The organism is Leucobacter celer subsp. astrifaciens (assembly GCF_001273835.1).
Taxonomy (GTDB): Bacteria; Actinomycetota; Actinomycetes; order Actinomycetales; family Microbacteriaceae; genus Leucobacter; species Leucobacter celer.
On sequence record NZ_JHEI01000139.1, the window covers coordinates 90,210 to 116,452 of the forward strand.

Here is a 26,243-nt window from a genome sequence, read left to right on the forward strand (position 1 = left end):
GCTTCGGTGCTGTACCCGGCATGAGTGAGAAGATCCGCGTCGATATCTGGTCCGACATCGCATGTCCGTGGTGCTACCTCGGGAAGCATCGCTTCGAAGCCGGCGTCGCGGCGTTCCGGCAGGGCCACCCGGATATCGAGGTCGAGGTCGAGAGCCACAGCTTCGAGCTCGCCCCCGATACCCCGCTCGACTTCGCCGGCAGCGAGATCGACTTCCTCGTCAAGCACAAGGGCATGCCGGCCGAGCAGGTCGACCAGATGCTCGGCCAGATGACGCAGTTGGGCGAAGCGGAGGGCGTGGCATTCGCCTTCGACCGCGTGAAGCACGCGAACACGGCGCGGGCGCACCGGATCCTGCATCTCGCGAAGGAAAAGGGAGTGCAGGCGGCGCTGCAGGAGCGCCTGTTCCGCGCCTATTTCTCGGAGGGCGAGGACATGTCGGATCCCGATGCGCTCGCCCGTCTCGGCGCCGATGCCGGCCTCGATCCCGATGCGGTGCGCGCAGCCCTCGACGATGACGCCTACGGCGAGGCCGTCGAGCAGGACATCACCCGCGCACGTATGCTCGGTGTGAACGGCGTACCGTTCTTCCTGATCGATCAGAAGTACGGCGTCTCGGGCGCGCAGTCGGCCGACGCTTTCGCCGGAGCGTTCGAGCAGGTGCTCGGACTGCGCGAGACCAATGGATCAGAGACCTCAGGAGCCAACGCATGAGCGAGAACACACGCACCGAAACGACCGAGCTGAACCAGGACGCCGGCGTCGCCGCCGCAGCGGCCGCCGAGAGCGCCGAGATCCTCAACCTGCTCGGTGGCGACGAGTCGGGCGGGTCGTGCTGCGGGGGATCCTGCTGCAGCGTCTGACGACGCTGAGTCAGATCCCGCGCTGGATCGACGACGCATCTCCGGCTGCGTCGAGCATCCGCCTGCGGAACTCGGTAGGCGGTTGCCCGTATGCGGATTTGAACAGTCGGGAGAAGTGCGCGATGCTGACGAATCCGCGCCTCGTCATCACCGTGCTCACCGGCAGTCGATCCAGCATCGGATCCGACAGATCCTGGCGGCACAGCTCCAGCCGCCTGGACCTGATCCAGGCGGCCACGCTCGTGTCGGCCTTCCTGAAGTACGCATGCAGGGTGCGCACGGAGATGAAGTTCGCAGCGGCGACGTGATCCGGCCCGAGATCCGGATCGGAGAGATGGTCCTCGATGTAGGCGAGGATCTCCCGCATCGGCGCCCCGCTGGATCGGGGAGCCTCTTCCGGGGTCGCACCGAGCTCGTTCTGCATCGCAGTGGTCAGAAGATCCACGATGCCGTGGGCGAGCCGAGCGCTGCTGTGGCGGGGAAGGCTCTCCATGTTCATGGCGAGCCCGTTGAGCATCGACGCGACCATGCCGGCCACCCCGGCAGCGCCGGCGACCTTGGTGGCGGTCAACTGCGCGGTGACCATCGGAGGCAGCGCGAGCAGGCGTTGCGGGAAGACGAGGATCGCGTTCCTGAACCTGTCGTCCAGGCTCAGGAAATAGGGCTTGTCGCTGTCGTAGAACCCCAGATCGCCGGGATGCAGCACGGCCTCGCGGCCCTCCTGCTCCATCACGCCGGTGCCGCACAACTGGAGGTGCAGCATGTACTTCTGCTGGGGCGTGCTCGAGGCGATGCGCGCTCCGCGGTCGACCCGGTGCTGCGTCGCACGCACATCGAACACTTCGATCTCGCCGAGCCGCCGCCCGCGCAGGCGTCCGCGGAAATCGCCGCGACGGTCGGTCTCCATCTGCAACGGCGCGAACCGCTCCGATACCAGATCGGCGTACTCGCCGATCTCACGGCTCTCTACGGTGCGCACGGAAGCGGAAGAGGCGACGTCGTTGTCCATCCGGGATCCCCTTGTGATCGGTCTGTGGAGTCCCAGCATAGACGGCGCCGGAGAGGCGTGGGCGAGGATCCGGCTGCGCACAGGTGCAGGTACCAGTGCAGGCCGGACCCGGGCTCAGGCCCAGGAACAGGCCGGACCGCGGGCACCGGGCGCGATTACTCCGGCAGCTCGTCGCAGTTGGGAGTAGCCGGTGCGCCGCTCCAGCGGTCGAGCGTCCACTGCACGATCTGCGGGGTGAGCGGCGAGTCCGCGGCCACCAGAGAGTTGTGGCTGAGCCCCGGGAAAGTGCGATAGTCGATCTGCTCACCCGCCCGGCATCGTGCTTCGACCCAGTCGTGCTGCATCCCCGGCTTGACGAGCGGATCGGCGAGGCCCTGGGCGACCATGACCGGCGCGGGGAACGGCCCTTTCGGCTCCTGAGCCTTGAGCCGGTCGCCGAAGGCCCCGTCGAGCAGGCTGTCGGGGAAGATCTGGTTCGGCACCTGCGTGCCGCGCAGGATCGCCGCGAGCACGTCGGCGCCGTTGAAGCAGAGCTTCTCGATCTTCTCCACACCGCCCGCCGACCCCGGCGTCAGATGCCGCTCGAGTTCGAGCTCCGGGTAGATGCGGTCCCAGGTGGCGGCGATGTAGGCCGACACGGTCTTGCCCGCCGCTTCGGTCTTATCGGCCTCCGCCAGACCGAAGAGGTCGGCCGCGGGAGCGAAGGCGGCGACACCCTTGATGGAGAGCTCGGGTGCGTAGTCGTCCGCGATCTGGCCGGTCCAGAGCGCTCCTTGGCCACCCTGCGAGTGACCCCAGACCACGGTGTCCGCGGTGGTGCGGATCTGCTCGAACTGCTGCACCGCGCGGGACGCGTCGAGTACGTTGCGCGCTTCGGCGTCCCCGATCAGGTACGGGTGCGTTCCGGAGGTGCCGAGTCCGATGTAGTCGGACGTCACCGCGACCCAGCCGTGCTGCACGACCATCTCCTCGAGCGCGGTTCCGGCGCCGTCGGCGAACGGGGTCGCGCTGAGCGACGGGGCGCACTCGGCCGCGACGCCGGTGGTGCCGTGCGCGACGGTGAGCAGGGGGAGTGGATCCTCGCCGCGCTGCTTCGGGGCGAGTACGGTACCGCTCGAGATCGCGGGCGAGCCATCGGGGTGTGCGGTGGTGTAGAGGATCCGCCAGGCCTGGGCGCCCGCCGGCACGCCGTCGACGAGCGGCTCGGATCGCAGCAGTCGCCCGGGCTCAGCGGGTGCGTCCGCGGGTGCGGCGTAGAACGGACCTGGTGCGGGCAGTGGTGCGCCGCCGAGTATCGCGCCGCTGCCCGCGGCGAACAGGAGCGCGAGGGCGAGCGCGGCGCAGGCGCCGATCGTGCGCACCCAGCCGGGGGCCCGGGATCGCCGCCGCGGTGCGGACCGATCCCGGTGGAGCAGCAGGGACACGAGCGTCTGGAGCCCGAAGAACACGAACCAGGCGCCCACGCCGAAGCGGAAGATCTCGAGGGTGAGCACGGGCCAGGTGAAACTCAGCGCGCCGAAGATCACGGCCGCGCTCGCCGCGATGATCTCCGCCGCGCGACCGGCGTTCCGGGTGCGCACCGCTCGCACCGCCGCGAACAGGCCGTGCGCGATCAGCCCGGCTCCGACCAGGAACGCGAGCCACGGCGCGCCCGCACTCGGCCAGAGCGCGATGATGGCGCCGAACGCGACGACGGCGATGCCGAGTGCGGTGCCGAGACGGTCGATCGGCGCGCTCGGCTCGGCGCGCTCCCGCTGCGCGCGCAGCAGGAGGGCGACCCCTGTGAACACGAGGCCGATGCCGGTGACGACGGCGATCGCCCGGGGCGAGAGCGGTGCGAGGATCAGCGCGGCGCCTGCAAGCGCTGCGGCGACCCCGAGCAGGATCCTCAGGGGTAGCCGGCCATCGTGGCGATCGTGTTCCTGACGTGAGTTCCCCATGCGCCCCCCTGCGATCGCCGCTGTGTACCACTCTGGCATAGGGGAGGCGCCGCCGTCAGGCGAGCGCTCTAGACTGGAGAGGTTATGGCGCATCTTCTGGGGGCCGAGGCCCTGCACCTCGAGGTACCGACAAAGACCGTGTTCGACTCGGTGACGCTGGGCGTCGCCGAGGGCGATCGGATCGGTATCGTCGGCCGCAATGGCGACGGCAAGTCGTCGCTGCTGATGATGCTCGCAGGTCGCCGCGAGCCGGACGGCGGGCAGGTGACCATGCGAGGGGGCACCACGATCGGCGTGCTCGATCAGGCCGACGTGTTCGAGGCCGGTGAGACCGTGGGGCGCACGATCGTCGGCGATCGGCCCGAGCACGAGTGGGCGGGGGATCCGCGCACGCGCGAGGTGATCGCGGGGCTCGTGGGCGATCTCGGCTGGGAGGCTCCGCTCGACGCGCTCTCGGGCGGGCAGCGGCGGCGCGTAGCGCTCGCACGGTTGCTGGTCGGCGACTACGACATGCTCTTCCTCGACGAGCCGACGAACCACCTCGACGTCGAGGGCATCTCGTGGCTGGCGGAGCACCTGAAGCGGCGCTGGCAGAGGGGGCAGGGGGCACTGCTGGTCGTGACGCACGACCGGTGGTTCCTCGACGAGGTCTGCAACACCACGTGGGAGGTGCACGACCGCATCGTCGAACCCTTCGAGGGCGGGTACGCTGCCTATATCCTGCAGCGGGTGGAGCGGGATCGTCAGGCCGCGGCGGTCGAGCAGAAGCGCCAGAATCTGGCGCGCAAGGAGCTGGCCTGGCTGCGCCGCGGCGCTCCGGCCCGCACCTCGAAGCCGAAGTTCCGCATCGACGCCGCGAACGAGCTCATCGCCGACGTGCCCGAGATCCGGGACAAGGTGTCCCTGCAGTCGATGGCCGTGCAGCGCCTCGGCAAGGAGGTCGTCAACCTGCTCGACGCGGGCGTGGTCTTCGGGGATCGGGTGATCCTCGAGGATATCGAGTGGCTGCTCGCGCCCGGAGAGCGCACCGGCATCCTGGGTGTCAACGGTGCCGGCAAGTCGACGCTGCTGGGCCTCATCTCGGGCGACGTCGAGCCGACCTCGGGGCGGGTGAAGCGCGGCAAGACCGTGAAAGTGGCGACGCTGACGCAGCGGCTCGACGAGCTCGAGGCGCACCTGAACGAGCCGGTGCGCACGGTGATCGGGCGACTGCGCACGAGCTTCACGGTGGGCGCGGGATCGAAGGCCCAGGAGCTCACTCCGGGGCAGCTGCTCGAGCGCATGGGCTTCACGAGCGCGCAGCTCTCGACACCCGTGAAGGACCTCTCGGGCGGGCAGAAGCGGCGGCTCCAGCTGCTGCTCATCCTGCTCGATCAGCCCAATGTGCTGATCCTCGACGAGCCGACCAACGACCTCGATACCGACATGCTCGCCGCGATGGAGGATCTGCTCGACTCGTGGCCCGGCACGCTGATCGTGGTGTCGCACGACCGGTACTTCCTCGAGCGCGTGACCGACCAGCAGTACGCGATCCTGTCGCGGCGCCTGCGGCACCTGCCGAGCGGGGTCGACGAATACCTGAAGCTCCGCGCCGCGTCGGATGCCACGCCTGTGCCACCCGCAAAAAATCCAGATCAGAAGCCATTGTCCGCGTTCTCTGGCGCCGAACAGCGCGCTGCCGAAAAGGAGCTCGCCTCGCTGGAGCGCCGCATTGAGAAGCTCCAACAGCAGGCCTCGGAATCCCGTTCCAAGCTCGCCGATTTCGATCAGTCCGACTATCAGCTCCTCGGCACTGAGATGGCCAAAATCACTGCCATGGACTCAGAAGTCTCCGCCCTCGAAGAGCGCTGGTTGGAGCTGTCTGCCCTATTGGAGTGATGGGTAGAGAGGCATGGCTGCGAACAATGAGATGTTGAGCTGTGGGGCTTGGCGGACTTCGGTGGTGTGATGCTGCTAAGCCTTGACTGCGTCGAGGTCGTCGTCGGCCGTTGTGATTGCTAGGTCGCACCGGTGTCTGAGTGTGCTGGAATTCCGTCCTGATCGCGGATCTGACGCTACAGTGTGCCCTGCAGGCTGCCCCTCGAGTGCATGGAGCAGGAGGTCTGTGCTATGTGGACACCAGTCGGGTGAGTCCAACCCGGATCAGAGAACATCCCGCAGGGTGGAGGAATAGCGCACGTTGGTGACGTAGCCGACGACCTTCATAAGCGAATCCGAGCTCACGAGTCTCCACAGTCGGCGTGTCAGCCGCAGCCTGGCGGCGCTCGCCCTCTTCGCGCAGATATCGGATCAGCGACGCTGCCTTCGCTCGGCCGTGAGTGCTGACTGTGCGGTACTCGTTCTACCCGGCATTAAGCAGACCGATCATGAAAGGCCGCGATGTTTGCAGTGCATCAGCAGTCCGCTGGGTGGCCAGCTTTGCCTGCGTGTGAAGAAAACAGTCACACCGACGCCGTACGTGAAGCTATAGAGCACCTGCGTCAGCGCGGTCAGCGCGGACCGGGGCACCTCCACCTCGTCGGCCTGCCAAGTTAGATACGGTCGTAATGGATCCTCGGTGCCGAGCGCGACGTCGAGCCCGCGTGGAGCAGATGCCGCCAGCCCGATGTCGGCCGGCTTTGGAACCAGTGTTTCGATGTTGCTCATCAGCCCATCCTTTTAGCCGAATCAATCGCAGTAAGTGTGGCGCGATGCGCCGTGGAGGACCAAATACGTTCTGTGTAGCGGGAGCAGCGGGATGAGGAGTCGGTGCCAACGGCCGCTTGATGCGTGTCGCCCGGGACCGGAGACCCAGATGAGGGAGAATGAAGTGATGTCGAACGAACAGTAGGTGACCCGGTCACCGGTAGGAGGTTCCCGCCAGGTGATGTCGCCCAGTACTGACACAGCAAGTCGCCACCCGAGTTCAGTTTGGCGCTGTCCGTTTTTCTGGGAGCGATGAAGAGTGGCAGCGACGAAGGGCTCGTCCGCTCGGCGAAACAGATCCACAGCGTCGGAGCGCGTGCGCGCATCACGCGACGGTGATCGATTCCACTACACCTGGGGTGCGGCTCGTCTACTGCATCTGTTGAGCCCCGCATCCAACCTCCAGCAAGTGGTCGTGGAGGGAGCTGGCTCAACCTCTTCGGAGGAAGAACCGGACGGTTCCGAAGTCATAGACCTTACCGAGTTTTACGGCCCCCCAGAGGAGAACTTCACATCCCTGGAAGTGCGCCAGTTCAAGCACTCGACGCTGCGCTCTGACGAGAACCTCACTCTGGGCGAGGTCGGCAAGGTCTTCAGCAAGTTCGCTCAGCTTGACGATGCGCTACACACTCAGCATCCCCATGCCACCGTTCGTTTTTCTATCGTCACGAACAAGCCGATTGCCCCAGAAGCGATCGTTGCTGTGTGCGATCTGGCGACTGGTCAGCCGCCCGCAGAAGGATCGCCAGCAGCCAAATTGAGGGATGCTGCGAAACTCACCGTCGCCGCGGCGGCGTCTCTATGTTCACGGCTCGACCTTCGAGGCAATGAGCCCGGAATTACAGCTCTCCGGCGTGGGCTTGACCGAGAGATTGGTGGCCTCACGGCCGATGCTGACCTTCGCGTGTCTGCCTCTCTTGTCGACCTTGTCGCTTCGCGAGCGAGCACCGAGTCGGACGGCCCAATCCTGAGGGCAGATGTCCTCACCGCGTTTGGGTGTCGAGAGGATGAGCTTTCCCCGGCTCCGTGCCTGGTCGACGACGTACCTTTCATCACGCGAGAGGCCTATGGGGATCTCGCGGACCGGATTCTTGAAGCCGCTGGATCGATGGTTGTTACTGCAGAGGGCGGCGTAGGCAAGAGCACGTTCGCTAGGGCACTACCAGAGCTGCTATCTGATCGCGCCGACGTCATTATCTACGATTGCTTCGGGAACGGTGACTATCGGAATCCAGCTCGCCCGAGACATCGTCACCGGGATGGGCTGGTTCAACTCGCGACTGAGATGGCCGGACTGGGACTGTGCTTTCCGATTGTTCATGGCGGAAATCTCGCGCCCGAGGAATACACCAAGGCTTTCGTTCGCCGCCTCGGCCAGGCAAGCGAGATGCTCGCGCAGAGCGGAGATCGCCAGTTGGTCGTCGTGGTGGACGCGGCCGACAACGCTGTGATCGCAGCCGAGGACAACGCAGATTCCAGATCGTTCGTGCGCGACCTCCTCAGGCTACAGTCCGATATTCCCCCGAATGTTCGAATCGTGCTCACCTGTCGACCAGAGCGTCTCGACCGCCTTGAGGCTCCCGTCGGCCTGGTTTCATTCGAGCTGCCAGCGTTTACTCCCGAAGAGACAGCGAAGGTAGTTTCAAGCTCTCACCCGTCGGCGACCAATCTGGACGTTACAGAGATTCATGATCGAACCGCGGGTAATCCGCGAGTCGTGTCAACGGTGCTGTTTGAAACCGCGACGATTCATGACGCTCTTGGTCGAGTCGCGGGCTTAGCGAGCGCCACATCGGCGCTTGACGCCCTCATGCAAGAGCGGGTCACGAACGCGTTTAACAACGCTGGCAGATCGCGAGCAGAACTTGAACACGCGGCGCAACTCCTTACGCTCTTGCGTCCGCGTGTTCCGTTGGACGTGCTTGCGGAACTTGCCGGCACGCAGGCCGCGAGCGTTCGGAGTTTCATATCGGACCTTGGTAGAGGCCTGATCTTGGATGGGCAAAGCGTTCAATTCCTCGACGAGCCAACCGAAACATACTTCCGAGACCGGCACCCGGCAACACAAGAAGTCGCGGCCCAGGCTGCGTCGCAGTTACGAGCGCTGAGCGGATCGTCCGCTTACGCCGCGTCATCCCTGCCTGAGGTTCTCTGGAGTGCAAGTCTCCATGACGAACTCCTCGCCCTTGTCTCCACCGACGATGCCTTGCCGTCAACGAGTGACGTCGAGCGTGCCCAAGTTGAGAACCTGCGAGTGGAGTTCGGTCTTCGTGCCGCTGTCCAGCTACGCCGTCCTGATTCGATCGTCCAGCTCGCCATGCGCGCCGGCGCCGGCCGCGCAGGAAAGGGCCGCCAGTTCACGATCATCAGAGACAACCCTGACCTTGCCGGCTCATGGATGGATTCTCGAGTGCTCGGTGAACTAATAGCGTCGCGAGAACTCCCAGAGACCTGGCCGGGATCGACACTCGGCTCCGAGGCAGCCTTGCTTGCGCACACCACTGGAGGTGCGAGTGCAGCCAGGAGCAGAGCACGGCAAGCAGCGTCAGCCATCGCCGCCTGGGTACGCGCCCCGAGGGAGCGGTATTCGCGGGACGAGAGCATCACTCCGGAGCAAGTGGCACACATCGCATTGGCGGTCCTGCGAACGGACGGGCCTGCCCCGGCTGCTCGATATCTATCCGGTTGCCGTCCAGCTCGCTTCGCCCTGGAATCGAGCGCAGCGCTCGCTCGGATGCTGATTTCATCGGGCAGCGATGAGGACGTGGCGGGCTTGATTGCGAGTTCCACCCATCCCGCACTACTGCTTGGCGTCCTTGGCGAGATGCAGCGCGTTGGCATGACCATCGATGCGCATGTCGTAGGCGACGCATGGACAAAACTGAAGCGATTCCGTTCCTGCCTTCTCGCCGAAGAATACGACCACCGGAATGCCGAAGATACCGCGTTCCGCGGTGCTTCATGGCTTTGCGCACTTGCTGTCCGTCACTCGATCGCCGACGCAACCGTAGCCGCAGCACGACTTCGCGAATGCCTACCACCTTCGATGCCCAATGGGCTTGGTGACAGACACGGCCCAGGACGATCGGGCCTCCTCTTCGCAGTCGCGTTGCGCGCGGAACTCATGGGCGAGGCACTCGACGTCAATCATTACCGGCCGACTCCAGTTCCAGCAAAGCGTGGCAAGCAGGATCCCGCGAAGTCCAATGACGAGGCCCTCAATCGTTATCTGAGTCCCGCGCTCAACTGGCTCAGCGCCTGGGCAAAGTACGCTCGCGGCAACCTCGACCCGCAAACCGCAGCAGCACTGATCGCGAGCTACCCCAAACACCACTCGCAAGATGAGATCTGGTCGATGTCCAATCGAATCGCTCGGCAGGTCTTACCTTTACTCAGCGCGGCCTCCGAGGAAGAAGAAGTGACAGTCGCTTGCAATCAAGCGATTCAGACGATCGCTGCTCGTGCTCCGATTGCCGGTGCGCTCGACCTGATCCTGGGTTTGCGTGGCGACACCCGTTTCGCGCAGGCGGTTCTCGACCTCTCCAACGCGGCGCGCCAAGCTCTGGCCGGCAGCGATGAAGGGGCCGACAGCAAGGCCGACACGCTAGTGCGGATAGCTCGGGGACTGCACCGCTTCAGCCAGGCAGAAGCTCGAAGCTACTTCGACCGAGCTGCCAAAGCTGCTACCGGAGTGGGCGATGACGCGCTTCAACGTTGGGATGTAATAGTCGCCCTCACACGGGCAGCTGCTGGGATCGATCCTCTGGATGCGATCGCACTCGCCCAGCGTGTCGCTCGCCTCGGCGAGGCTGTCGACCCGATCGTGTACGACGGATTCAACCAGCACCAGCTTGTCTCTGCACTCGCGCTCGTCTCCGGCACCAACGTCCTCCGAGTTCTTGGGCAGTGGAGGGATCGCCGGTTTGGGACACTCGACTGGCAGTTCAGAGGACTTGTTGAAGGGGATGATGCCCTGTTCGCGGGACGGCCAGACCTCACGATCGTTCTGGCGCCCTTCTCAACCAACCTTGATATCGACGCCGCGCTCGGTGAACTTGACGCGTCTGGCGCCCTCAACGCTCGAACCCTGTCTACTGCAAGTAATCTCGCAAATCGACTTGGACGCTCGCTCGGCGTCGAGTTCGCGCAAACCTCGCTTCCTGACCCCCCGCGTGCCACTGACTCTGACGAGTTCCAGAGCAGCACCTTTGACCTCACGCCAGACGAGGAGGCAGAACGCGCCGCTCAGCTGGAAGAATGCAAAGTGCAGATCGCGGCACTCGACCTCACTCAGACAAGCGGCGTGGACACGGCGGTCCGACTTCAGCAAGAGGCTCATTCATACGGTGTCAGTCTCTTCATCACAGAGGTCTTTACGCGTCCCGCGCTTGAATGGGGCCCGATCCTGGATGCCGCATTGGATTCTGACGCTCTCAGCGATTATGAGCAGGCCAAGCTCTTGAACGAGGCCCTCGCGCGCCCTCGAACGGCTCAATCCTTCGTCGACTCGCTGAAGAAGTCAGTCGGCACCTATATCGATCGACATGGCGTCCGTCTACTTCACCACAACTGGATGAGCTTTGACCTGCCTGCGGCGGCAGATCTCTTGGAGGTGCGCACGACCGATCTCCTCCAACGCGCCCTCGAGCACCTGAGTCTTGAGGAGGCATTGGCCGATGCCGATCACTGCTACATGCTCGCAGCTGGCGCCTCAGTCATCCTTGAACCTTCCACGGCTGCCCGTGTGCTCAGCGAAGCTCTCACCGCCTTCGAAGGAGAACTAGGGATCGGCCCCAGGACAGCCATCGAGAAGGTGCTAACGGACCCAATCGATATCGCTGTAGCCAACTTCCTCTGGGCCGCGCTAGGCGACCCGCGCTCAGCAGTTCGTTGGCAGGCTGCACACGCAGTGCGTACTGCCATTGAGCTCGGCGCGAGCAAGGTGATCGATGCGCTCGACTTGGCCGTCATACGGGGCGGTGCAGTTGGGTACGCCGATGAACGATTCCTCTTATACGAGATGAGCGCGGCAGAGTGGTTCCTGGTCGCTGTCGAGCGAGTAGCGCGAGACGATCCGTCCGCCATCGACGCACTCGTGCCCGCAGTGATCGAACTAAGCGGTCGTTATCCGGACCACGTCGTGATTCAAGGGCACTGCTCATCAATTGCGCGACTGACCTCCACAGCAATTGGCCGTTCTATTGGGACCGACTGGGAGGCCACGCTTGCAGAGCCCGTGCTCCTCGAAAGCTGGCACCGTCCCACGTACCCCAGCCCAATGATGAAAGGCGCGCCGCGAGGTGAGCACCGATTCGATTCCGACTTCGAAGAGTATGTCCTCGGCAAACTGACGAAAGCACTCGTCGTAACCCACCAAGAAGTGCTTGATGCGGCGAGCGCTCTCATTCTCGATGAGTGGGGATGGAGAGACAAAGGTGAACGTCTAGAGGACCCGAGGCGGACCGCAGGTGTGTATGAAAGCGGTGAAACCTACGGATATAAGTGGGAGATCCCTAAAGCTGAGGATCTCGACTACTACCTAGAACGCCACGCGGCACTCACGATCGCCGGAAGACTGATGCGGACTGCTGCTCCGTACCGCGACCCTGATGAGGAACATCTGGACGTCCTAGAGTGGCTCGCCGATTTCGACATTGCGCGTCACGACGGGCGATGGATTACAGATCAGCGAAGCTCGGTTCCTGGTCCTTTGGCGACCGTCGGCCCACGAGGAAGCAACCAAGTTCACGAATCCGAGTTCCTGGCTGCCCTCAAGCCTGCCGACGGGTGGGTGACGGTCTGGCAGTCAGCGTCTGTTACTGAGTACGACCGATCCCTAAGCATCAACATCGCTTCAGCTCTAGTCAACCCGGAGACCGCCGGGGCGCTTGTGCGTGCCCTGCAAACTGCTGACGGTTACTGGAGCTTCCGAATCCCGTCAGCTGACCACGACGACGAAGACTTCCAGTTCTCTTCACAGCCATTCCAACTTCAAGGCTGGGTGTCAACGCCGCGCTCTGAAGGCGGCATCGATCGATTGGACCTCCTCTCCATCGAACTCACGCCCGAGCTTCCTCGCCCTTCCGCAGACATTGCGGAGACACTCAGCATCGCATCAGAGGACGGTGGCCTTCGCTGGGACAGCGAAGACGGCGCCGCCGTCTTCGCATCTGAAACCTGGGCGGAGATTAGCGTGGGCCGTGAACCACATGGACCTTCAGGCAGTCGGCTCCGGATCACGACCGAAGCGCTCGACAAGATGTTGGGACGCCTCGGTACCGCGCTCATCGTGGAAGTACGAGTGAGGCGCGAAGATCGTCGCTCTCGCTATGCCAGCATCTCAGACGACGACAATGAAGGAGGTGGCGCCGATCATGACAACGACTTCCGAGTCTTCTCCTATCAACCAGGAACAGGGTGGAACGACTTCAACGGCCGTGTTGGAACTAGGTAAGCTGCTGGCGGCTGAGCTGGAGCAGACCGACACTCTCGGACGCTGGATAGCTCACTATCTTGCGGATCGCATGACCAGCCTTGAAAAGAAGACTGGATCTGAGAGGGACACCGCTGAAGCTGAGGTCGCCGACCTGATCTTCCGCCTCTGGTCGCTTCGCCGTCAGCTGCCTAGCGGCCGGTTACCTCTCGCTGAAGTGGACGAGGTGGAGGCGGCAATCGAAAGGCTTACACCCGGACGAAGACCGTGGGCTTACTTCGGCGCATTCGCCGCTGATACCGAGCCAAGCCCAGAGGAGACCGAGACCAGCACCACTCTGAAAGCTGCACAGCTCGTCGATCGACTCGCTGGTGATCTCGTCCATGGGCTGATTGGCCGCGCGGCTGCACTCGCCGAGGAAAATGGCGCGGCGTGGACCAAACACGCGGAGAAGCTCGGAGACGGGGCGCTGCAAACACTCCGTCGCATTCGTTTCGCCGCCAATGGCAGCGAACACGATGCCGAGAGTCCAGACTGGAACGGTGAGGTGATTAGGAGAGCAACAGCGCTGTCATCGGTGGTATCGAGCTTGGTCGTCGCGCTTGAAGCTGAGGGCCAGGAGCTTCCGGGCGGTATCCATGGCTGACCTTTCCGCCGGCAGCACTACCAGCATGTCGTGGACGTTCATCGGATATCCGTTCTCGGCGTTGATGATAGACGGAGCGGGGCCCGGTAGCTCGGAGTCCGGGCGTCTGATTCGCCCGCAGCCACCCGAGAGCGACAACGCTCTATATCTTCGATGTAGGCCAGGGAGATAGCATGGGCCGGAGCAAGGCAAGAAAGCCGAAGCACACTCATACCAAGCCTTCGGGACCCACACACGACGAACTCGCACAAATCTATGGTCGATTCAATCCTGACCAGTTGTGGGCCACGTTGTTTGCAGCGGCATCGTCGCCGGCCGCCCGGCATCGTGCCACCTCGATAGGCGTGGCGCTCGCTGCCAGCCTTCGAGCGAGCTCCATTACTAACGGGAGTCCGAGAGAGCCGCTCCCCGATATACAGGAGTTAGTTGACGCGGCGGCGGAGTCCAAGGGCATCGGTGTGATGCACGAGGACTACATATCGACCGATCCCACCAATGTCGCCACTGTCCGCGTCGATGACGAGTTGCTGCGTTACGTGCCGGGTTTGGTCGAGAGGCCAATAGCTGATCTTTCCCGGGCTCTGCGACTTGCCGACGCGGTGGATGATCGACTCGTGCGGCGGCACAAGTTTGGGATCATCAACATCGTTCGAGTAGCGATCAGGTATGTGGACTACTGCCTGAACACACTGCTGACGGAGTGGCAACCGGCTCCGAACATCGAGCTCGGGGACGAAATCGACCTGCCAGCAAACGAGCTGGACGCCGCCGGCAGACTCGTTTCTGCTGACCCGTTTGCGTCGCTCCAACTCGACCAGGCGGATCTGCTCGCGCTTGAATGGATGACCTCGCCGGCGGTCTCGGCAAACTATAACCACGAAAGTCCGACGAGTCCCTTCGGGCGGACCCTGCGTTATCGCCTCTCAACGGCTGACCCGCACTATCGATGGTTGCCACCGACCTACATCCCCGAAGTGCTTGCTCACGCGGTCACGGAACTTGTCGATAGTCTTGAACGTGATAGTCACGCTAGGCGGGCGCTCCGGGCTTCCTGCATTGGTGCGATCCGCGGCGCACTCTGGCGGTTCTCGAATACCCTGATCGAGGCACCGCCCAAAACGCTCGATGAGACGCCTCGACTGATAGGGAACGAAATCCAGTGGCTCGTTCCGGTCGACGGCCCAAACTTCATCGCGGTGTCGATTCTCTTCACAGAAGACCTTCCTAGAACTGGGCCGTGGTCGCCCGCGTGCGTAACGCTGGCAGATCGGGTCCGAGACCATGACCCGGCCGATGGTCCGATCTCGGTGCAGGTCTCTGGCGGCGGCACCATCAAGTTGCTCCCCGGCGCAAGCGTCGTTCCGCTTGTCATCGTCGCAGGTACGTCCCATTTGATGGCGCCTCAGGTGCCTGGCCAAGCAACCCTCGCTTTGGAAGACCTCACCTGGATTGCTGAGACAGCGACAGCTGATGATGACCTGTTTCGATTCGCCCGCGACTTGAGCTCACCAGAGTTCCCTTCCGGCTTCGGCTGGGAGGCAATCAACTACTGGGAACCATGGAGGGCGAACGACAAGACTTTCTTCAAAGGCGGGGTCAGCCCAACCCACATGTACTTCGAGGCGCACGCAGGAGAAGCCGAGTGGGAACGCGCGGTTGCTCTCTCGAGTTTAGAAGTCGCGCTTCATGGAACTGGGCTACCGCCTCTGCGGCACGCAGAGATGGCTGAAATCTCATCCGGCAACGCCGCGTCGGTATCGTTCCTTGGCTCCGAGAGCGAATACGACTATCGCCAAGGAACCCACCATGCCCCCAATCGCATTGGCTGGTCTCTGCCTCTCATCACGCCTCCGATCGCAATCGTGAGATCCGACCCGGACTGGGCGGACGGCCAGGACTATCGGTTCCTGTTCGACGTTTGTGGAGGGCTCATCTTCGCCTTTGACGCAATCGCTGAGTTGTGGCGACGCGCCCACGAAGCTCTCGGAACTCCCGGATATCGGCTCTGGCTTCGGACGGTTGAAGGAGCCGATGAGGTGGTTGAGTTCTCATCTTCGCGGACTCGACCGGAAGGTGCTCCGCGCGTGGCTCTCTGGAGTTTCGACCTGCAGGAGTTCGTGCAAGAGGCGGACGGCAAACCCTTCGCAGCCAATGCGCTCACCGCCAAAGCCGTCGAGCAGCTCCTTGTGTACGGTGGCGTCGGTGAGGGTGTCGTGGGAGAGATTGGACGCGAATGGCTCACCTGCCGACCATTCCTGATACTCGAGACCAAGACCGCGCAAACCACACTGAACTATCTGCCGAGGCCCTGGCAGCTGAGCCCGTCTGACGAGTCAGCGGCAACTGCATCCTTCGCCCGTCGCTTGCACGCGACGGGCATACAACCCGGCGAGTACCGCGGGGTCGAAGCCAATGCGCTAGTCAGAACGCATCTCGCGCCCGCAGCCCTGGAGCAGCTCAACGACCGAATTGCATTGCACGACACCGATGCCATCATCGCCACGGGTATGGAGCAACTCAATCGTGTCTATGACCATCTCCAGAAAGAACAAGGAAACCTAACCCGCGTCGCCCAGAATCTGACCACAGAGTGGGATCCAGTGGCGCGCATGGCCGAGCTCGCCAGCGAAACGCTCGGACTACGGCAGTGCAACGAGATCATCGTCGAAGCGGCATTGAGACTGGACCCGGATGTTGAGGGGCAACAGCCTGTGACGGCTCAGAGCTGGAGCGCGCTCCTAGCTGCCGCGGACGCATATCGCACCATGACGACGTTGAGCGAGCGGCTGCATCACCGCGTTGCTCCCGCGATCATTGAGATCAGTTCTGCATACGAGCTCACATTCAAAGACGACGAGCACGTGACTGATGATTCATGGGCACTGGAAGGCGGATCTCTCAACACTGCGGCAGCCTCTATCCGCCTCGGCTCGGTATTCGATGACGACGAGGCAGATGCAGGAGGACTTGAGGACGCCGTCGACCCGGCGATGCTGGAATCTTTCGGTGCGTCCACTTCCGATCTCTTCATGGTCTTGATGGCGCTTGCGCAGTGGGATTCGTTCGACGATGGCAGAAGCATCGCATTTGCCTCAGAGGACGAGGCTCTCGGCTGGGTCTTTGAAGCAGCCGGTGATCCCAATGAAGAACAGCGGTCGCGTCTCCGGCACGCATTTCAAATGCTCACAGTGTCCTCAGGCATCTTACGATCCAGTAGTTGGGAGCCGTGGCAGACCCGGACCCGGAGACATCGTCTGCTTGTTCAACCACTTGTCAGGCACCCGGATGGCACCATCCTGATCGCTCCGCAGTATCTTCTGACAACCCTGAGCGTCTACAACAATCACCTGACACAGGGCGTTCTTCCCTGGACGGGCGAGGTGCCTGACAAGGTATCCAAGGCGCTTGCTGAGAGACGATCGGGGCGGAACAAGGCATTCGAGCGAACACTTGAACGACAGCTTCAAGAAGTTGGGTTCAAGACAATCGCGCGAGTGAAGCCTGGCGACAACGCTCGCTTGGGCGTCCCGGAACTGACAACAGAAGTGGATCTTGTGTGTGGGCGTAGCGGCGACCCGAACATCTGGCTGATCGAAGCGAAGGACCCCGCATCTGTCTACGGTTTTGCGGAGACAGCGCGCCAGCTGCGGACCTTCTACAGCGACTCGGAGAGCAAAGGCAGAATCAAGCCTTGCTACGCCACTCAGCTCGCACGCAAGGAGGCAGAGTTGAAGCCCTACGTTGAAGAAATTGCAAAGAAGCTCGGGATAGTCGCACCTCCCGGTGCGAATGTGCACATTCTCCAGACGCGGTTCGTAACTCGCCACCTCACGCCGGCCGGATATGTGACCTCGCGCCCTTACGAAGTGTTGACCGCGACGCAGCTTCTCGCCACGATTGGAGAAAATGGAAACGTGACTGCCAAGAACTCGAAAGGTTCAGAGGATTCAGGTCGACCCGATGATCTGCATCGGCCCTCGACGTAACGAATCTAAGTCTGTCAACAATAAATGACAGGATGATCAGCTTATGGGAGAGACTGCATGGACCGACGAAGCGCTCCATTCGAAGGAGCATGACACTCTGGGGCGGCTGTCGTATGCACAGCGAGCCGCGGACCTGATCCACGGGACCCACTCGTTCGAGTCGAGCGCGGTATTCGGTCTCAGCGGGCCCTGGGGCAGTGGTAAGACGTCGTTAGTGAACATGATCGTTGAGGAGCTGCAGAGCGAGCACCCCAGATGGGCCGTGGCGAGGTTCACCCCCTGGGCAACGAGTGATGTCTCCGGGCTCCTAGGCGAGTTCTATTCGTCGCTCGCGGAGGTTCTCCCCAAGAAGAAGGGGCAGCAGGTGCGACGGGCTCTTGCTGTGACAGCGTCCGTCGCTGCACCCGCTGCGAACCTAATTCCGATCGCTGGCGGTGCCGCCGCCGAAGGGGTTCGGCTCGTGAGTGAGGCATTGGCGAAGTTGCCGTCCTGGCAGGCCGCATTCAGTAAGGCATCGGAGGAGCTCAAGGGGCTCAAGAAACCAATACTCGTGGTTGTCGACGACATCGACCGGCTCCATGGCGATGAGCTGTTGGCTTTGCTGAAAGTGGTTCGGTTGCTCGGCAGGTTCGATGGCGTTCAGTACCTGCTCGCCTACGACGATGAGACTCTGTATCGGAGCATGACCGCATCGAGTGCGGTCAACTCCCATGATGGTTCGGCTGAGCGATTCATGGAGAAGATCGTCCAGTATCCACTTTTCGTGCCCCCGCTGTTGCGTCACCAGCAGGTTGCACGGCTGAACATGGGCCTTGCTCGGATCTCGCGAGAGACTGTCGACGACGGTTCCTCCGGTCAACGTATTGGCGCCCTGGTTGACTGCTTCACGGACCTGTTGACGACTCCGCGAGCAATCGATCGCTATGTCGCCCAGTTGCAGCACCATATCCCGCTTCTGCCTCCGAACGAGATCGATGACGAAGACGTTGAATTGTTGACTCTCATCCGCGTCAGCTTCCCGGCTCTCTTCAACGCTATTCCGCGATACCGAAGCGAACTGATCTCCGGGCATACCGGGGAGATGAAGTTCGATGCTAATTCAATTGAGTATGAGCCGTTCGATATCGAGCCGCTCCTTATGGTTGTCCCGCCCGAAGGCCGTCGCACTGCCCGTGAGCTACTCGTCTCGCTGTTCCCAAAGAACCGAACGAAGGGACAGCTCTCGGTTCATGCGAGCACTCGTAGCCAGAGCGTCCAGCACGAGGAGTACTTTGACCGCTACTTTGCTATGGGCATCCTTGATCACGACGTCAGCGATGCGACCGTCGACGCGGCAGTCGCGGCTGCGACTAAGGGGGACCGAGAGTCGTTAGGGCGCCTGCTTGTCGGGACGGAGACAGAATTCCGGAGCTTGGTGCTTGGAAAATGTCTGCGCCCGTCGAACCAGCCCGCCAAGGATACTGACAGGGTTCGGCTGGCTGAAGTTCTCGCTGAGATCGCTAATGACCTTCCTTCAGAAGACAGCGCGCCATTCAGTGACCTTGACCAGCTTCTCTCCTGGATTGGGGAGTTGCTCGTCGCGCTCGACAAGGACACGTCACCCGAGACCGTTAAGTCTCTGCTCTCGAAGATCAACGGTCCAGTGCTTCGCATCCGAGCGTGGAGGAGAATAGAGAGCAGCATTGATCATTTGTATCGGGCTGAGAAGCCCTCCTGGTATGACCAGGCGACGGAGGCTTTGGTCGATGAGTCGATCTCGGACTTTTTGGATCACCTCAAACAGGGCGACGATGCGGCGACTGGTTCTGGCGTCGGATACCAAGTCCACTTTATTCTGCGGCACCGTGCGGAGCAGCTCCGGCTCGCTGTTCGCGAGCTCATTGGCTCCAAGGAGGCGGACCTTTCGATCCTCGCTTCGAGACTCGTATCGGCTCGAACGATCGCCGGCATCAAGCCAGATTGGAAGTTGTCGGACGATTTCGACCAGGAGACCTTCAACCAGATTGCGCCGCGGGGCGGGGATCCTTGGTATGACGAACCAATTCAGGACGTTGACGTTCGGGATATGAGCTGGGCAAACCGCCGCAGGTTCGCTTCTGGTCGGGTCAGTCCTCCTCCGGAGTCGTAGGACGCGGCCACCCTTGGAAGTGATGCGGGAAACCCCGACACATGGTCAATCCTGGCCCAGATATCCGTCCGATCATCGGCCGCTCGTTCGGCGGGCCGAGGCTTGGGGCAGCGGACCAATTAGGTGAACAACGGCCTGCAAACCCTGCAAAACGTGATACGCAGAGCGCACTCCTGAAGAACAAAATACCTGGTCAAGTTGTCTATGAGGTCTATTCCTGCCACCTGGGGGTCAAGGGGCTTCAGCGGGAGGTCCTGGTTCGGCTGCTCTTGCGGAAGGTGACAGTGCGGATCTAGTCGAGGTTGCTCAATTGCCGCCATTGATACGTTTCGGCGGGTGCGAACCGTGGCGCGATCTTGATCCGTCCGGTGTGGAATTTGCCGCCGAGCTGTGGTGCTTTCTCGATGCGGATGTCGAGGAGTGCTTTCAGGATGTGGCGTCGGTCAATGAGTCCGAGATCGTGCCAGGCCTGTTCGATGTCGTCGGCCTGGAGGAGTGCGGCGAGGTTCTCGTCGGTGACGGGCGGGACAGTGGCTTTGCTGGCCTGTTGGGGCTTCTCACCGTTGACCTGGCACAGTTCGGTGACGAGAATCCGAGCCTTCTTTGCTCTGTTGAGTCGTTGATGTGGGAAGATGGCGAGGTTTCGGACTTGGAAAGCCAGCCGATGAGGACGACAGTTCGCTAATTGGACGCGAGGACCGTGTAAAGAGAGGAAGCGACATGACGCTAAGCGCCCGAAAATTCGAGAACAGGCTCCTCGCTCATCACTTATTCCCCCGGATTGCGAAGCGCGGTGATGAATTTCCACCGTGCTTCGTTTCCACCTCTCTCGCTTCTGACATCGCCAGCAAGCTCATTGCTTTGTCGGTAGATCGCCCAGATGGCTATGGCATTGTCGCGCTTCGTTCGACGCGGTACGACCTTGCACCCCGAAGCATGGAGGTGCTCCATCCCCGAGCCTTCGCCAAGCTCGTGCGGCAGTTGCGGATCACATGGGATGACTGGAAGCACATCGAGGCGAACCCCTCAAGTGCGCTGCGGCTTGCGGAGCATGCCGACGGGCGAGTTTTCTCCATGATTGAGCAGGCCAGCGCGGAGGATCTCATCGTGCCTGGCAGTCGATTTCTTGCGAAAGCCGACGTCACGAATTTTTATAGCTCAATCTATACTCACGCGATCCCCTGGGCCGTGCATGGCGTTGAAACTGCGAAGGACAAACAGGATGACGGTGCTGATTGGGCAAACCGGCTCGACATCGAGTTGCGGCAGGCTCGCCGCAAGGAGACAACCGGCATCTCAATCGGGCCTGGTACCTCGGCAGTCGTTGGAGAGATCATGCTTGGCGCGGTGGACGAGCATCTCCGCAACCAAGGTCACGAATTCCGCCGTTTCATCGACGACTACTTTTTCGTTGGGCCGAGTCGGGATGGGGCGGAAGCCTTCGTAAGGGACCTCCGCGACGCGCTTGCCGTGCTGAAACTCACCGTCCACCCGGGCAAGACCAAGATCACAGAACTGCCAATACCGGTACGACCTCGATGGATGCGCGAGCTGCGGATTGCGCTCCGCGGAGGGAATACTGCGGGAAAGCTGCTCGACCTGATCGACCAGGCGATTGAGTCGCAGGAGGGTGCTGACGAGGACGGAGCTCTGCGCTTCGCGCTTGTTACTATCGAGAACGCTCTCGCACTTGATTCAGTCGAGGATGCAGTCCGTATTGAAGTCGCCGACCGTCTCCTTACGATCGGCTTCCTGCGGCCGATCGCGATGGGAACGGTCTGCCGAATCTTGATGCAAGTCGGCTCCGGTGCCGTCTCGGAACGCGCCGAGGCTCTCAACCAGATCCTGCGGGAGCACGTCAGTAACCGGCGGACTGACGCAGCTACATGGATCATTTACTTGCTTCTCGTGAACCAGGTAGAGGTTGATGAAGAGAGCGTCAAAGAAATTGTCCGCTCTGGTGACTGCCTTCCGCTCGCGCTTCTGACGTGCGCGACCGAGTATCTTCCGGCCGTCAAGACATTTGTGACGAGCTTCGAGAAACGGCACCCCCCTGCATACATGCGAGACGAGTATTGGCTTGTTTACTACCAGCTCGCATTGGCGAATTTGAAGTTCAAGAAGGTGCCAGCTGACTATTACGCCGAGTTCCAACCGCTGCTTGATGCCGACGTTTCATTTATTGACCTTGATGCTGAGAATCCGTATCGACCGATTCTCAAAGCCCCAGGTCGCGCTCCAATTTCTGGCATTGGCAGGGCAGATGGACGGAATCCCTACGCCGACTGATCTGCGAGCGCGGCGAGCAAGTCTGTTGCCAGGAAGCTCGCCGCGAGCGAGACCTGCTCTGGGTCGCCGACGCCTTCCTCGGATCGTCCGGCCATGAGCGAACCCTGTGCGCTGCTCGATCCGAAGAGCTCGCGAAGCATTCCGACAGCCTCGGTGGTAACGGCCTTGGTCACTGGCGTAGTGAGTAGACGCTGAAGTGTATCTGCGAGCGTCGCTGTTTCGATCGTCCTGAGCAGGCGGTAGACGTCGTGCGCGTCTTTGTCGTCGCGCCGATTCTGCGGCTGTTCGAGCCTGTCGTTGATCTTGTGCAGTTTTGCGACGAGCAGCGCCGCTGGGCCGGCGACCTTCACTTCGAAGGAGCGTGAATCGTTCGGCTCCAGCGAGGTGATCGTCTTCACGTAGTAGTCGACGATGGCGCCTTCGAGCCCGTGGGTGCGGCGCATCGCGTACCGGTCGTGCGGAGGCGCTTCGACGCCGCGACTCGTCTTCTTCCCGGGGCCGGCGACCTCGGTAGGGACCATCAGATCGACGGCGACATCGAAGTCGGTGATCCATGATCCGACGACGCGCTGCCCGTCCTTGTTCTTCAGAGGTTCGAAGCCGCCTGACTTCAGGGCGTCCTCAATGAGTGGGTCAGTGCCGAGGATGGTCGGGTCGATGACCAGGTCACCGTCGGTCGTGTAAGCCGCGAGCGCGACGTCCGCCTCGCCGGCGTGGAGGTAGATTGCCTGAGCGCCGACGAGGATGATCGCATCAAGGTGGTCTTGGAGCGCTTCGATGGCGTCGAGCAGACCCCGGCGGGCCAGGGAGACGGCGTCAGTCATTTCCGCCATACCTCCTCGTTTGCCAGCATCCACGCAATGAGCGCCTCACCCTCGGCGGGGTTGCGGCCCGGACCGTTCAAGAGATCCACAGCGACCTGCGATGGGGCCGCGAGCGTTACGCCGTCGCGCGCGGTCCAGGAGTTCTCGAAAACGTTGCTGCGGGGATCTTTCGGCTCGACGAGCAGCACGTTCTGTCCAACATCGGTCGGACGAAGATCAAGCCAGGTAGCGGCAGCAGCGATGTCCTGGACGTAGACGCGAGCGAGCCTCGCGGGGGCGTAAGGCGCCCACTCCTTGGCGGCGAAGCTCCCCGTCACGGCGTAGCGAAATCCGTCAACATTTGCCGCCCTGGCACGGAGAGACTCGATGCCACGAGGAGCAATGAATGCCTGGGTCGAGACGGGAGGTAGAGCATAGTCGGCGGCCCATTCACGCAACAGTTTCGGCCAGTCCGGCACCCGGTAAGTGGCGTCGGAGAGCTGCTCGAGGAGGCCTTCCTCAATGAGGTAGTCGCGTACCCGGTAGGTGCCGCCAGTTGACGCGCCGGACAGCTTGAGGAGTTCGGAGATGGAAAGCGGTCCCCGGTAATCGAGGAGGGTCCGAACGACGCGGGCGGCCGGTTCACCCTTGAGGCTGCCGCGAGGGCGACCGGGGCCACGCCACGGGTCACGGTCGGTGACGCGGTCGGAGAGGAAGATCGCGGGGCGGTCGAGCGCGATCCGCATGTTGCCCGTGGCGTCGACGTAGGCCAGACCGAGCTGTGCTAGCTCGGCACGAACCTGAGGAGAGAGGTAACGCCCGGCGACCAGTCCCTTCGCCTCGCCACCGACCTCGCGGATGATGTCGTTGAGCTGGTCGCGGATGCGCCCGAGGTCGCGTCGCTCGACGACGCGCTTAGCCTCGACGACAAAGTCGATCACAGTTCCTGCAGGGTCCGTGAGATGCAGCGCGGCGTCTACACGCTTTGAGCCGAGCGACTCTTCCTCGCGTTCGACCAGAGTCCATCCGGTCGGCAGCCTGGAGCTGAGCGCATCCACGCAGGCGCGGAGGACTTGCCGCGTCGACTCAGGCGCTGGCATGGTGATGATCTCGCCCATCGTGGCCCTCCGTTCTGGAAACCTTGGATCTCCGCCGTCAGCGGAACTGCGTGGTTTACCGAATGTAGCATGCTTTCTGGAAAACTACGGATTCCGCTGACGCTGGAATATGGTGTTTTCCAGAACTCTGTGATCCAAGTGCATTCCCTCGTCGGACGCACTGCACTTCTCTCGCAGGTCCTCAGTTGGCCTGCTGTCGCCATTGATATGTAGTCGACGGCGCGAACCGGGGCGCGATCTTGATCCGTCCGGTGTGGAATTTGCCGCCGAGCTGGGGTGCTTTCTCGATGCGGATGTCGAGGAGTGCTTTCAAAATGTGTCGCCGGTCGACGATCGCGAGCCCCTTCCAGGCCTTTTCGATGTCGTCGGCTCGGAGGAGTGCGGCGAGGTTCTCGTCAGTGATGGGCGGGACGGGGGCTTTGCTGGCCTGTTCGATCTGCGGGGTGAGGCGTTGCTCGACGTTGGAGAGCATCGACAGGCTGATTCGGCCCTCCGCATACTCCTTCGCTGCTTCGTCGAGTCGCCGTTGGAGTTCGGTGACGAGTTCCTGTGCTTCTTTGACTCGGTCAATCCATTGTTCTTCGGGGTCGGAGAGGATGGCGAGGTTCTCTGGTGTGGAGAGCCAGCCGATGAGGACTCCGGTGACGTAGGTGTCGGTGCGTTCGAGGTCGATGCTGATTTTGCGGCAGCCGATTTGTGGGCAGGCGTAGTTGTTGCGGAGGCTGCCGTCTTTTCGGGGGATGACGCCGCTGAGGCGGACGAGCGCGCGCCCGCAGTACCCACACTTTGCGATGTGGGACAGCAGCCATTTCGGGTGGCTGTGGTTATCTTCCTCGACGTAGCGGACGCGGCGGGCGCTGTCGTTGAGGACCTGGTTGACCTCCTCCCACCGCTTCACGGTGAGGATCGCGGGCCAGTCGGCCTCCCCGATGATCTCGCCCCGGTAGACACGGAGTCCTGCGATGGTGGGTTCTTGATGATCTGCCGCAGCGTCGCGGTCATCCAGCCACGAGAATTCTCGGTCAGCGGCTTCTTTGGTGTTGGCACGCCCTCCCGGTTCAGGCGGGTGATGATCCGGTTGACCGGGACACCGTGCATGATCTCCTCGACCGCGGTGCGGATCAGGTTCGCCTGGACTGGGTCGATTTCCTGCCGCAGCAGCACCCCGCTGGTGGTGTCGTAGACCCGTCGGTACCCGTAGGGGAGCTGCCCGTGTGGGCGGCCCTTCTGCGCGTTCAGCCGGACCGTGCGCAGTTGGCGTTCGCGGATGGTCGCGGCGTCCTTCTCGGCAGTGAGGAACTCCAACCCCATCATGAACGCGTCGTCGCTGCGGGAGAAATCGTAGACCCGCCCCTTTGTCAGATACAGCACCCCCGCCTCCTGACACGCTGCCCGTAACCGCACATACGCCGGCATCTCGCGTCCGGCACGGGACGGCTCCCACGTCACGAACGCGTCGAAGGCTGCCGAACGGATCAGGTGCAGCGCTTCCTCGAAGCCCTCTCGTTCGCGGGTTCGCCACTGGGAAGCGGAGCGGTTCGCGTCGGTGATAACGCGTCCGACGTCCCAGCCTTGCTGGTCGCACCAGGCGCGGCAGTCGGTCTCCTGATCGCCGACGGACCGCTTCAGATAGAGGCGATCCATGGAAGCTCTGGTGTAGATAAGTGCGCGTGTAGTGTTCATAACGAGTAGGTGCTCTTTCTGTGTCAGCCCCAAACATGCTCGTGGAGCCGACCAACGACCTCGACACCGACATGCTGGCCGCGATGGAGGATCTGCTCGACTCGTGGCCGGGCACGCTGATCGTGGTGTCGCACGACCGGTACTTCCTCGAGCGCGTGACGGATCAGCAGTACGCGATCCTGGATCGGCGCCTGCGGCACCTGCCGAGCGGGGTGGACGAGTACCTGAAGCTCCGCGCCGCGGAGGATGCCGTCTCCGCTGCTCCCTCCCGTCATTCTGCGGGAGCGAAGCGAGTCGCAGAATCTCACCCCGGTATGGATCCTGCGACTTCGCGCAGGATGACGGAGGGGCTCTCAGGTGCCGAGCGCCGCACCGCCGAGAAGGAGCTCTCCGCGGTCGAGCGCAAGATGGAGCGCCTGCAGGCGGACGCCGCGAAGTCCCGCGATGGGCTCGCGCTCCTGGATCAGAGCGACTACACGCTGCTGAACGCGGAGATGACGAAGATCACCGCCATCGAGGACGAGGTCGCGGCGCTCGAGGAGCGCTGGCTTGAGCTGTCGGAGCTGTTGGGCTGAGAGACCGGACCGCAGAGCGGATCGGAACGGAACGGATGTACCGTGCGGTCGCCCAGCCCACCGGGTGGGCATTCCGTCAGGCCGGA

Annotated in this window: 16 protein-coding genes and 1 pseudogene; 10 read left to right on the forward strand and 7 right to left on the reverse strand. The window is 62.5% G+C overall.

Features of this window, described 5'->3' with window-relative positions:
- The first annotated feature begins 20 nt into the window (after positions 1-20).
- Together AMS65_RS12610 and AMS65_RS19460 are read left to right on the forward strand one after the other, a co-directional pair.
- A complete protein-coding gene (locus AMS65_RS12610; protein WP_053384527.1) occupies positions 21-713 on the forward strand; it encodes a DsbA family oxidoreductase in 693 nt (230 codons plus the stop codon).
- A complete protein-coding gene (locus AMS65_RS19460; RefSeq protein WP_157502257.1) occupies positions 710-862 on the forward strand; it encodes a hypothetical protein in 153 nt (50 codons plus the stop codon). The genes AMS65_RS12610 and AMS65_RS19460 overlap by 4 nt, the downstream gene beginning before the upstream one ends.
- 10 nt (positions 863-872) lie before the next feature.
- Here AMS65_RS19460 and AMS65_RS12615 read toward each other — a convergent pair whose 3' ends face one another.
- Together AMS65_RS12615 and AMS65_RS12620 are read right to left on the reverse strand one after the other, a co-directional pair.
- Positions 873-1,871: an AraC-like ligand-binding domain-containing protein gene (locus AMS65_RS12615; protein ID WP_053384528.1), complete on the reverse strand. Its 999-nt coding sequence runs from the start codon at positions 1,869-1,871 to the stop codon at positions 873-875.
- 155 nt (positions 1,872-2,026) lie between these two features.
- Positions 2,027-3,811 (reverse strand): lipase family protein, encoded by a 1,785-nt coding sequence (locus tag AMS65_RS12620; RefSeq protein WP_053384529.1) that lies wholly within the window; start codon positions 3,809-3,811, stop codon positions 2,027-2,029.
- A gap of 84 nt (positions 3,812-3,895) precedes the next feature.
- On the opposite strand from AMS65_RS12620, the gene AMS65_RS12625 reads away from it, so the two are divergent.
- Positions 3,896-5,689 (forward strand): ABC-F family ATP-binding cassette domain-containing protein, encoded by a 1,794-nt coding sequence (locus AMS65_RS12625; protein ID WP_053384530.1) that lies wholly within the window; start codon positions 3,896-3,898, stop codon positions 5,687-5,689.
- A gap of 486 nt (positions 5,690-6,175) precedes the next feature.
- On the opposite strand, the gene AMS65_RS12630 is transcribed toward AMS65_RS12625, so the two are convergent.
- Complete coding sequence (locus AMS65_RS12630; protein ID WP_053384531.1) at positions 6,176-6,457, reverse strand: hypothetical protein; 282 nt, start codon at positions 6,455-6,457, stop codon at positions 6,176-6,178.
- 421 nt (positions 6,458-6,878) lie between these two features.
- Between AMS65_RS12630 and AMS65_RS18785 the strand changes: the two genes are divergently transcribed.
- The 6 genes from AMS65_RS18785 (at position 6,879) to drt4 (ending at position 21,978) form a co-directional block, all read left to right on the forward strand.
- Positions 6,879-12,950: an ATP-binding protein gene (locus AMS65_RS18785; RefSeq protein WP_206541989.1), complete on the forward strand. Its 6,072-nt coding sequence runs from the start codon at positions 6,879-6,881 to the stop codon at positions 12,948-12,950.
- A complete protein-coding gene (locus AMS65_RS18790; protein WP_206541990.1) occupies positions 12,871-13,575 on the forward strand; it encodes a hypothetical protein in 705 nt (234 codons plus the stop codon). The genes AMS65_RS18785 and AMS65_RS18790 overlap by 80 nt, the downstream gene beginning before the upstream one ends.
- 461 nt (positions 13,576-14,036) lie before the next feature.
- Complete coding sequence (locus tag AMS65_RS12650) at positions 14,037-17,561, forward strand: hypothetical protein (protein WP_157502259.1); 3,525 nt, start codon at positions 14,037-14,039, stop codon at positions 17,559-17,561.
- Positions 17,562-17,604: 43 nt separating this feature from the next.
- Positions 17,605-19,689 (forward strand): KAP family NTPase, encoded by a 2,085-nt coding sequence (locus tag AMS65_RS12655; protein WP_053384536.1) that lies wholly within the window; start codon positions 17,605-17,607, stop codon positions 19,687-19,689.
- Positions 19,690-19,999: 310 nt separating this feature from the next.
- Positions 20,000-20,374, forward strand: coding sequence for a hypothetical protein (locus tag AMS65_RS12660; RefSeq protein WP_157502261.1), 375 nt, complete (start codon positions 20,000-20,002; stop codon positions 20,372-20,374).
- Between the two features lie 35 nt (positions 20,375-20,409).
- On the forward strand, positions 20,410-21,978 hold the full coding sequence (gene drt4 / locus AMS65_RS12665; RefSeq protein WP_157502263.1) for an antiviral reverse transcriptase Drt4: 1,569 nt from the start codon (positions 20,410-20,412) through the stop codon (positions 21,976-21,978).
- Here the strand turns inward: drt4 and AMS65_RS12670 are convergent.
- The 4 genes from AMS65_RS12670 to AMS65_RS12685 all read right to left on the reverse strand — a co-directional run bounded on the left by AMS65_RS12670 (position 21,966) and on the right by AMS65_RS12685 (position 25,582).
- Complete coding sequence (locus tag AMS65_RS12670) at positions 21,966-22,802, reverse strand: GSU2403 family nucleotidyltransferase fold protein (protein WP_053384539.1); 837 nt, start codon at positions 22,800-22,802, stop codon at positions 21,966-21,968. The two genes, drt4 and AMS65_RS12670, sit on opposite strands and share 13 nt — an antisense overlap.
- On the reverse strand, positions 22,799-23,899 hold the full coding sequence (locus tag AMS65_RS12675) for a hypothetical protein (protein ID WP_075200984.1): 1,101 nt from the start codon (positions 23,897-23,899) through the stop codon (positions 22,799-22,801). The genes AMS65_RS12670 and AMS65_RS12675 overlap by 4 nt, the downstream gene beginning before the upstream one ends.
- A 181-nt stretch (positions 23,900-24,080) precedes the next feature.
- Entirely contained in the window at positions 24,081-24,797 is a 717-nt protein-coding gene (locus tag AMS65_RS12680; protein WP_053384540.1) for a hypothetical protein, read from the reverse strand.
- Positions 24,794-25,582, reverse strand: coding sequence for a recombinase family protein (locus AMS65_RS12685; protein WP_157502265.1), 789 nt, complete (start codon positions 25,580-25,582; stop codon positions 24,794-24,796). The genes AMS65_RS12680 and AMS65_RS12685 overlap by 4 nt, the downstream gene beginning before the upstream one ends.
- A 29-nt stretch (positions 25,583-25,611) precedes the next feature.
- Here AMS65_RS12685 and AMS65_RS12690 point away from each other — a divergent pair.
- Positions 25,612-26,157: pseudogene (locus AMS65_RS12690) on the forward strand (ABC transporter ATP-binding protein); the annotation flags it as partial.
- Positions 26,158-26,243 lie beyond the last annotated feature (86 nt).

What these genes read in the sequence shown, in the direction of transcription:
- AMS65_RS12610 (WP_053384527.1), top strand. Translation starts at nt 21, where the DNA reads ATGAGTGAGAAGATCCGCGTCGATATCTGGTCCGACATCGCATGTCCG.
- AMS65_RS19460 (WP_157502257.1), top strand. Translation starts at nt 710, where the DNA reads ATGAGCGAGAACACACGCACCGAAACGACCGAGCTGAACCAGGACGCC.
- AMS65_RS12615 (WP_053384528.1), bottom strand. Translation starts at nt 1,871, where the DNA reads ATGGACAACGACGTCGCCTCTTCCGCTTCCGTGCGCACCGTAGAGAGC.
- AMS65_RS12620 (WP_053384529.1), bottom strand. Translation starts at nt 3,811, where the DNA reads ATGGGGAACTCACGTCAGGAACACGATCGCCACGATGGCCGGCTACCC.
- AMS65_RS12625 (WP_053384530.1), top strand. Translation starts at nt 3,896, where the DNA reads ATGGCGCATCTTCTGGGGGCCGAGGCCCTGCACCTCGAGGTACCGACA.
- AMS65_RS12630 (WP_053384531.1), bottom strand. Translation starts at nt 6,457, where the DNA reads ATGAGCAACATCGAAACACTGGTTCCAAAGCCGGCCGACATCGGGCTG.
- AMS65_RS18790 (WP_206541990.1), top strand. Translation starts at nt 12,871, where the DNA reads ATGACAACGACTTCCGAGTCTTCTCCTATCAACCAGGAACAGGGTGGA.
- AMS65_RS12650 (WP_157502259.1), top strand. Translation starts at nt 14,037, where the DNA reads ATGCACGAGGACTACATATCGACCGATCCCACCAATGTCGCCACTGTC.
- AMS65_RS12655 (WP_053384536.1), top strand. Translation starts at nt 17,605, where the DNA reads ATGGGAGAGACTGCATGGACCGACGAAGCGCTCCATTCGAAGGAGCAT.
- drt4 (WP_157502263.1), top strand. Translation starts at nt 20,410, where the DNA reads ATGACGCTAAGCGCCCGAAAATTCGAGAACAGGCTCCTCGCTCATCAC.
- AMS65_RS12670 (WP_053384539.1), bottom strand. Translation starts at nt 22,802, where the DNA reads ATGACTGACGCCGTCTCCCTGGCCCGCCGGGGTCTGCTCGACGCCATC.
- AMS65_RS12675 (WP_075200984.1), bottom strand. Translation starts at nt 23,899, where the DNA reads ATGGGCGAGATCATCACCATGCCAGCGCCTGAGTCGACGCGGCAAGTC.
- AMS65_RS12685 (WP_157502265.1), bottom strand. Translation starts at nt 25,582, where the DNA reads ATGAACACTACACGCGCACTTATCTACACCAGAGCTTCCATGGATCGC.